9 protein-coding genes are annotated in these 6,823 nt (G+C 68.7%); 6 read left to right on the top strand and 3 right to left on the bottom strand.

The genetic code is table 11. From position 1 onward, the window contains the following. Positions 1–196 (top strand): UTRA domain-containing protein (locus G5C62_RS24485; protein ID WP_164703059.1); only part of this gene is annotated, 196 nt, incomplete at its 5' end. Positions 197–203: 7 nt separating this feature from the next. Here G5C62_RS24485 and G5C62_RS24480 read toward each other — a convergent pair. Continuing rightward, positions 204–641 (bottom strand): rhodanese-like domain-containing protein, encoded by a 438-nt coding sequence (locus G5C62_RS24480; protein ID WP_164703058.1) that lies wholly within the window; start codon positions 639–641, stop codon positions 204–206. A 110-nt stretch (positions 642–751) separates the two neighbouring features. Here G5C62_RS24480 and G5C62_RS24475 point away from each other — a divergent pair, with 110 nt between their 5' ends. From G5C62_RS24475 to G5C62_RS24455, 5 genes are all read left to right on the top strand, one after another. After that, positions 752–1,411, top strand: a complete 660-nt coding sequence (locus G5C62_RS24475; protein WP_206330839.1) for a GntR family transcriptional regulator — start codon at positions 752–754, stop codon at positions 1,409–1,411. Further along, entirely contained in the window at positions 1,395–2,417 is a 1,023-nt protein-coding gene (locus tag G5C62_RS24470) for a 1-aminocyclopropane-1-carboxylate deaminase (protein ID WP_036336007.1), read from the top strand. Before G5C62_RS24475 ends, G5C62_RS24470 begins: the two co-directional genes overlap by 17 nt. A gap of 98 nt (positions 2,418–2,515) precedes the next feature. Further along, the gene (locus tag G5C62_RS24465) at positions 2,516–2,764 is read left to right on the top strand and encodes a type II toxin-antitoxin system Phd/YefM family antitoxin (protein WP_164703056.1); all 249 of its coding nucleotides are present in this window, start codon (positions 2,516–2,518) and stop codon (positions 2,762–2,764) included. Beyond that, positions 2,761–3,141 (top strand): PIN domain-containing protein, encoded by a 381-nt coding sequence (locus G5C62_RS24460; RefSeq protein WP_036336022.1) that lies wholly within the window; start codon positions 2,761–2,763, stop codon positions 3,139–3,141. The genes G5C62_RS24465 and G5C62_RS24460 overlap by 4 nt, the downstream gene beginning before the upstream one ends. Before the next feature lie 460 nt (positions 3,142–3,601). Further along, positions 3,602–4,723: a hypothetical protein gene (locus tag G5C62_RS24455; protein WP_164703055.1), complete on the top strand. Its 1,122-nt coding sequence runs from the start codon at positions 3,602–3,604 to the stop codon at positions 4,721–4,723. 199 nt (positions 4,724–4,922) lie between these two features. Here the strand turns inward: G5C62_RS24455 and G5C62_RS27670 are convergent, their stop codons facing one another. Beyond that, on the bottom strand, positions 4,923–5,570 hold the full coding sequence (locus G5C62_RS27670) for a transposase (protein ID WP_197058467.1): 648 nt from the start codon (positions 5,568–5,570) through the stop codon (positions 4,923–4,925). 22 nt (positions 5,571–5,592) lie between these two features. Further along, entirely contained in the window at positions 5,593–6,075 is a 483-nt protein-coding gene (locus G5C62_RS27665; protein WP_206330838.1) for a helix-turn-helix domain-containing protein, read from the bottom strand. Positions 6,076–6,823 lie beyond the last annotated feature (748 nt).

Genomic DNA, 6,823 nt, shown 5'->3' with positions numbered 1-6,823 from the left:
GCGGGCCGAGCAGACCGTGCGGGCGGCGGAGGCCGACCGGGAGTCCGCCGTCCTGCTGGGACTGCCGCCGTCCCGCCCGGTGCTGGTGTTCGACCGGGTCTCCTACAGCGCCCGCCGGCCGGTCGAGCACGCGCTGTCGACCTACCGCGGTGACCGCTACGAGGTGGCGATGACCGTCGAGCTCGGGCAGAGCTGAGTCCTCGTCAACAGCCGCAGCTGGCGCCCGCGGGTGCGGTCAGCGGGTCGACGTCCGGCCGTGTGACGCCCTGCGCCGTCTCGACCGGCAGGCCCTCGCGCGCCCAGTACTCGAAGCCGCCGATCATCTCCCGCACCGGGTGGCCGAGCCGGGCCAGCGCCAGGGCCGCGCGGGTCGCACCGTTGCAGCCCGGACCCCAGCAGTAGGTCACCACCGGGACGGCGGGGTCGAGCTCGGCCGCGCGGCCGGCGATCTCCCGGCCGGGCAGGTGGATGGCGCCCGGCACGCGGCTCTGCGCCCAGGACTCGGCGCTGCGGCTGTCCAGCAGCACGAAGCCCGGCCGGCCGGACTCCAGGGCGGCGTGGACGTCGGAGACGTCGGTCTCCACGGCCAGCCGCCGGGCGAAGTGGTCGGCGGCCTCGGTCGGGGCGGTGGTCCAGTCCATGTCGTCGAATGCTCGGGGCAGCGCGCCGGGCCGGACAGTGCCCGCACTGCCGACGAGCGCAGCGATCCGGCGCTTGACAGATCGGTGCACTGACATGTCAGATGTCAGTTGTGGTCCTCGACCCTGTCCCGCGGGTGCTGCTGCGCGACCAGGCGCTGATCCGGATCCGCGATGCGATCGTGGCCGGCGACCTCCCGCCCGGCGCGGTGGTCAAGGACGCCGCCCTCGCCACCCGGCTCGGCCTGTCCGTGGCCCCGGTGCGCGCGGCGCTGGCCCGGCTGGCCGACGAGGGGCTGGTCGAGGCCAAGCCGCAGAGCCACACCCGGGTCACGCCGCTGGTGCTCGAGCAGGTGCGGGACGCCGCGGTCGTCGTCCGGGCGATGCACGAGCTGGCGGTGCGCGAGGCCGCCGGCCGGGTCACTGCTGAGGACGTCGCCGCCATGCGGGCGGCCAACGAGCGGTTCGCCGCCGCGCTGCGGGCCGCGGACGTCGACGCGGCGATGGACGCCGACGACGAGTTGCACGACGTCCTGCTGGCCCGCTGTGGGAACGCAGCGCTGGTCGCCACCGTCGACCGTTTCACCCCGGCGATCCGCCGGCTGGAGCGGCAGCGCTTCGCCGCCCACGGCGAGGGCTCGGTCACCCTTCACGACCGACTGATCGCCGCCTGCGCGGCAGCCGACGCCGACACCGCCGTCGCGACCACCACCGAGATCTGGACGGCGCTGCTGTCCCAACTGGAGGAGACGACCGATGACGGGTCTTGCTGACTTCCCCCGCCACTCCCTGCTGTTCGGGCCCTCGCCGGTGCACCGGCTGGACCGGCTGACCGCCCACCTGGGCGGCGCGGCGGTGTGGGCCAAGCGGGAAGACGTGAACTCCGGCATCGCGTACGGCGGCAACAAGACCCGCAAGCTGGAGTACCTGGTCGCCGACGCGCTGGCGCAGGGCTGCGACACGCTGGTCTCGATCGGCGGGGTGCAGAGCAACCACACCCGGCAGGTGGCCGCGGTCGCTGCGCACCTCGGGCTGAAGTGCGTGCTGGTGCAGGAGAGCTGGGTCGACTGGCCCGACGCCGTCTACGACAAGGTCGGCAACATCCTCATCTCCCGGCTCGCCGGGGCGGACGTCCGGCTGGTCAAGGCCGGGTTCGGCATCGGGTTCAAGGAGAGCTGGGAGACCGCGCTCCGGGAGATCATCGACGCCGGCGGGAAGCCGTACCCGATCCCGGCCGGGGCGTCGAACCACCCGCTCGGTGGGCTGGGGTTCGCCAACTGGGCGCACGAGGTGGCGCAGCAGGAGGCGGAGCTCGGCGTCTTCTTCGACACCGTCGTCGTCTGCTCGGTGACCGGGTCGACCCAGGCCGGCATGGTCGCTGGGTTCTCCCAGCTGGAGGAGCAGGGCGGCCGGCCGCGCCGGGTGCTCGGGGTGGACGCCTCGGCGAAGCCCGCCGAGACCCGGGATCAGGTGCTGCGGATCGCCCAGCGGACGGCGACGGCGATCGGGGTGCAGCGCGAGCTCACCCTGGACGACGTGGAGCTCGACGAGCGGTTCCACGCCGGCATCTACGGCATCCCGGACGAGACGACGATCGCCGCGATGGAGCTGGCCGCCCGCACCGAGGGCATGGTCACCGACCCGGTCTACGAGGGGAAGTCGATGGCGGCGACGATCGACCTCGTCGGCCGCGGGGAGATCGATCGGTCGTCCACCGTGCTCTACGCCCACCTCGGCGGCCAGCCGGCGCTCAACGGGTACAGCGCGCTGTTCTCCTGAGGACGGCCCGGCGGGTCACGGCGCTGTCCGGAGGTGGGCCTGAGTGGCCCGTGGTCCGCTCAGGACGGAGGTGGTAGCACAAGTGCTACCTTGCTGGCATGACGATTGTCGGGCTTCGCGAGTTGCGCCAGCAGGCCTCTGACCTCATCCGGCGTGTCGAGGCCGGCGAAGAGGTGACCGTCACGGTGGCCGGGCGTCCGAGCGTCCGTCTCGTCCCTGCCCACGCGCGCGCCTGGCGCTCGTGGGCCGACGTGGAGGAATTGTTCGCCGGTCCTGCCGACCCGACGTGGGAGCAGGACCGCGAGCTCATCGACTCCGAACTCGCCGACCCGTGGACGACGCGGTGAGGGCCGTCCTCGACACCAGCGTCGTGATCGCCCGCGATGTCGATCCACTGCCCGGTGAGCTGGCCATCAGTGCCGCGACCCTGGCCGAGCTGCACTTCGGGGTGCTGGTCACCAGCGATTCCGCAGTGCGAGCCGAGCGGCTGCGACGGCTGTCCGTCCTCCAGGGGCGGTTCGACGCCCTGCCGGTCGACGAAGCCGTCGCGGCCAGCTACGGGCAGCTGGCCGCCGCAGTCGTCGCTGCAGGCCGTCGACCCCGCGCCCGGGCGATGGACCTGCTGATCGCAGCGACCGCACACGCCCACGGCGCGCGGCTCTACACCCGCAACGCGGCCGACCTGCACGGCGCGGACGAGCTCCTCGAGGTCGTCACGGTGTGACTGGTCGGTCCGCGGTCGGGGGTAGTCCCAATACAACAGAACCTCCTTTATGTTGTATTGGCCTCGCCCTCCGCCATGGGCAGGGAGGAACGGCGTCTGCGCGTCGGGACGCAGCGCTCCGCTGTAGGCCTGTCGAGCGCACCCTCACCCGCCGCGCCCTGGGTGTGCAGGGCTGGCTATGCAGTCCGGCGGCGTTGCGCGAGTCTGGTGACGTGCCGACCGATGAGCGTCGACTCTTCCAACTGCGAATCGATGTACTTGCCTACCCGCACCAGCTGGAGGCATTGCAGCAGCTAATGGGCGAGGCGATGTGCGGAGCCCCTGGTGACCATGCCGGGCCCTGTCGGATTGCCTGGTCCGCCAGCGTTGCCGCCGCAGTAGCTGATGAGGACATGCCGGGCGCCGAGATGGCCGAGGACGATGCTTCGACTAGTCGTGAGGACCTGGAGAAAATCCCTGTGTGGTCGAGGGCGGCTGTCGATCGGAGTTTGGGGCTCTCGTAATGTATCCGACTAGCGATTCGGAGACCTTGACATCAGAGCAGACGGCTCTGCTGGATAAGACCTTCTTTGAGTCGAATCCTGTTTCCTACTGGCGTGCTCGGATCGACGACCTTCTTCGCGGTCCGATGACGCCGATCGACTACGGGGTAGGGCTCGCTGCGCAGGTGGTGGGCTATGGGATTGACGAGCGCTTGCTACCCCTGACGCAGCCGACTGAGCCCGAACGTGAGTTGCAGAAGGCGCTGGACGCCTTCGCTCTCCGCCACCACCTTGCCGAGTCGCTCGTGAGGCTGGTCCACGCTGTCCTCATCGAGGTTGATTCGTCAAATTCAGGTTTCTGGGCATCGCTGACCAGGAGCCCCTCGCAGGCGTTTGACGTTGTCAAGGCGATTCGCGAGTTCGAGGCTCGAGGGGTCGTTCCCGCCACCCTTTTCATGCCGACTGCCGACGTCCGGGCTTTACCCCCAGAACCACCCGCTGACGTGGTGGCGGCTGTGCAGATGCACTGGCGGTGGGTGCGGCGCTCCATGCAACTGCTCGTCAGCGAGGGGCTCGAATCCAATGTCGGAAACAACAAGCTAAAGCACGGCCTTGCCGTACGCCAGCATGATCAGTTGCGGGTCGGCTTCATGACCGAGTCCCCGACGCCCGAAGGGAACATTCGATTGACTGACGTCAGGAACGGACTCGGCGTAATCGACGCAAGAGCGGTCGAGTTTCTGCAGTGTCTTCCAAAGCGCGACGATCACGCGGGATCTTGGGAAGTGACCGTTCTGAATCTTCGGCCGGCGCCGCTTATCGCCGAGGCGTTGATGCTCTGCACCGTGTGGTCATCAGTCTTCGCCTCGGCGGCGGCCGACCGTTTCGCAGGGTCGGCAGAAGCAATATCCCGTCATCCTGGTCTTGCACTCGGACCCCCGCCTGAGGCGCTCATCCAAGACGTCACTGGCTACCGTCAAGCTCTCACCATGTCCACTAAGAGCGGCACTTCGCGCGGCTTTGTGGTTGAGACTCCTGAGGGCGTCGTCGGGATCGACGTGACGGGTCCAAAGATCGACGGAGTCATCATCGATGGCTAAGTTGGCCAGTGTCAGTCTGCCGGTAGGTTGTGTATCGAATAGGTCGACCAGTGCGGAGCCTGCCTGATCGTCAAAAGGTGGCCTAGCGCGGTCCATCCCCATGTGTGGCCGGTCCGAGTGTGAATGACTCGCGCCAGACCCTTAGATAACGTCCTTTATCTAAGGGTCGCCAGTTCCTGCCTTCTCGCCTAGTGCCGAGTCAGGCAACCTTCGCCCGCTTGATGGTCTCGGCTCGGCGGATGACCTTGCGGAGCTTGGGATCGGTGACGTGCCGGTTCCGCCAGGCGATGTAGCGGCGGATCATGCTGGCCTGTTCTCGGTGGGAGTCGTGGTCGGTGCCGTCGAGGGCGAAGTAGCGCAGCGCGGTGAACTGCGCCTCGATCCGGTTGAGCCAGGAGCCGTAGAACGGCACGTAGGCCAGCTCGACGTTGTTCGCCGCCGCCCACTCACCGACCCGGCGATCGGTCTTGGTCGACAGGTGCGGGCTGAAGTTGTCCAGCACGATCGCGATTCGCACCTCGGCGGGTTGCAGGCTGCGCAGGTATCGGCAGAAGGCCAGGAACTGGGTGCGGCCCTTGCTGGTCTTGACGTGTCCGTAGAGCTTGTCGGTGGACAGGTCGTAGCCGGCCAGCAGGTGTCGCACGCCGTGCGGGCGGGTGTAGGTCGCCCGCCGGCGGCGGCGCCGCGGGGCGTGCTGGTTCCCCTTGCCGGTCGCGGCCGGTGCCCACTGTTTACCGGGGTGGGGTTGGAGGTTCAGCGGCCCGAACTCGTCCATGCAGATGACCACCGTCGGGTCACCGGGGCCGGGGGCGGCCTTGCCGTCGGCGATGGCGTAGAGCTCCAGCACCCGGTTCTTCTTGGCCTCGTAGTCAGGGTCGGTGCTGGTCTTCCAGGTCTTGACGGCTTGGAAAGGAGACGCCCTCCTCGCGCAGCAGCGTGCGCAGGCCCTCGTGGGAGATGTCGTCGACCACCCCCTCAGCAACCAGGAAGTCGGCCAGCTTGGACAGGCTCCAGGTGGAGAACGGCAGCCCGTGATCGGTTGGGCGGGCCAGCGACGTCTTCTTGATCTCCTGCCGCTGGGGCAGGGTGAACTTCGGTGGCCGTCCGCCGGCGTAGCGCGGCTTCAGCGAGTCGAAGCCGTCGGCGTTGAAGTTGTGCAGCACGTCCCGGACCCGGTCGGGGCTGCTGAACGTCACCTTCGCGATCATCGGCACGTCCATGCCTTGGGCCGACAGCAGCACCATCTGGGCTCTTCGCCAGGTCACCACCGACCCCGAGCTGCGGCGGACGATGCGCAACAGCTTGTTGCCCTCGTCGTTGTCGATGGACCGGACCTGCACGCGATGCACCATCTCGCATCTCCTGCGGGGAAGACAGGATCAGATGCGAGCAACGGTCGACCCGACCAGTCCCGAAGCCAAGGACCCCAGCGGGTGTGTCACCGAAGCGGGGCGAAGGTTCGCAGCCGCGGCACTAGCGCGTCGACCGGAGCACCGCGCTCTCTGCCCGGTCACGGCGGGACAGGCGTCCAGCCAGTCGCCAACCGCTACCGGCTGCCAAGATCACCTCATGGAGGTCCTGGACACGGTCACCGCGGGGTTGGCGGGCGCATGTGTGGATGAGCGGGGACGCCTCGTCGATCACTTCCTGCTCGACTACGCCAGTCGCGCAGCCCGGATCATCGATCTCGTCCGGTTGGGAAGGCTCCACAACGACAGTGACGCGGTCCATGTAGACGCGGATCCGGTCGGCTGGGCGCCGCTGGACGACGCTGCCCGGGCCCTGGCCGAGCGGTCGCTGACCTTGGACTCGTGGATCGTCACTGGGTCCTCGGGGCAGCTTGTGGTGGTCGAGGACTTGGTGAGAACTGGTGCGTGGAGCCGGAGCGTGACTCCACTACGTCGACGGCGTAGGTATGAGACTGGTCGGTCGCGTGACAGCTGGGGTCGAACTGCCGAACGCCGACTGATCCGTGGAGTTGACCCGCTTGCGTGGACACCTCGTTCCTGCGGTCTGAGGCTCAGGCCGCGGTGGTGAGAGTGTGCCGTGCCTCGAAGGCCGCCGGCGCGATCTGGCCGAGGGCCGAGTGGCGTCGGCGCG

The organism is Modestobacter sp. KNN46-3, from assembly GCF_011039295.1.
Note: the sequence above shows the minus strand (reverse complement) of the source record. Positions and strands in the feature narration are given on the sequence as shown.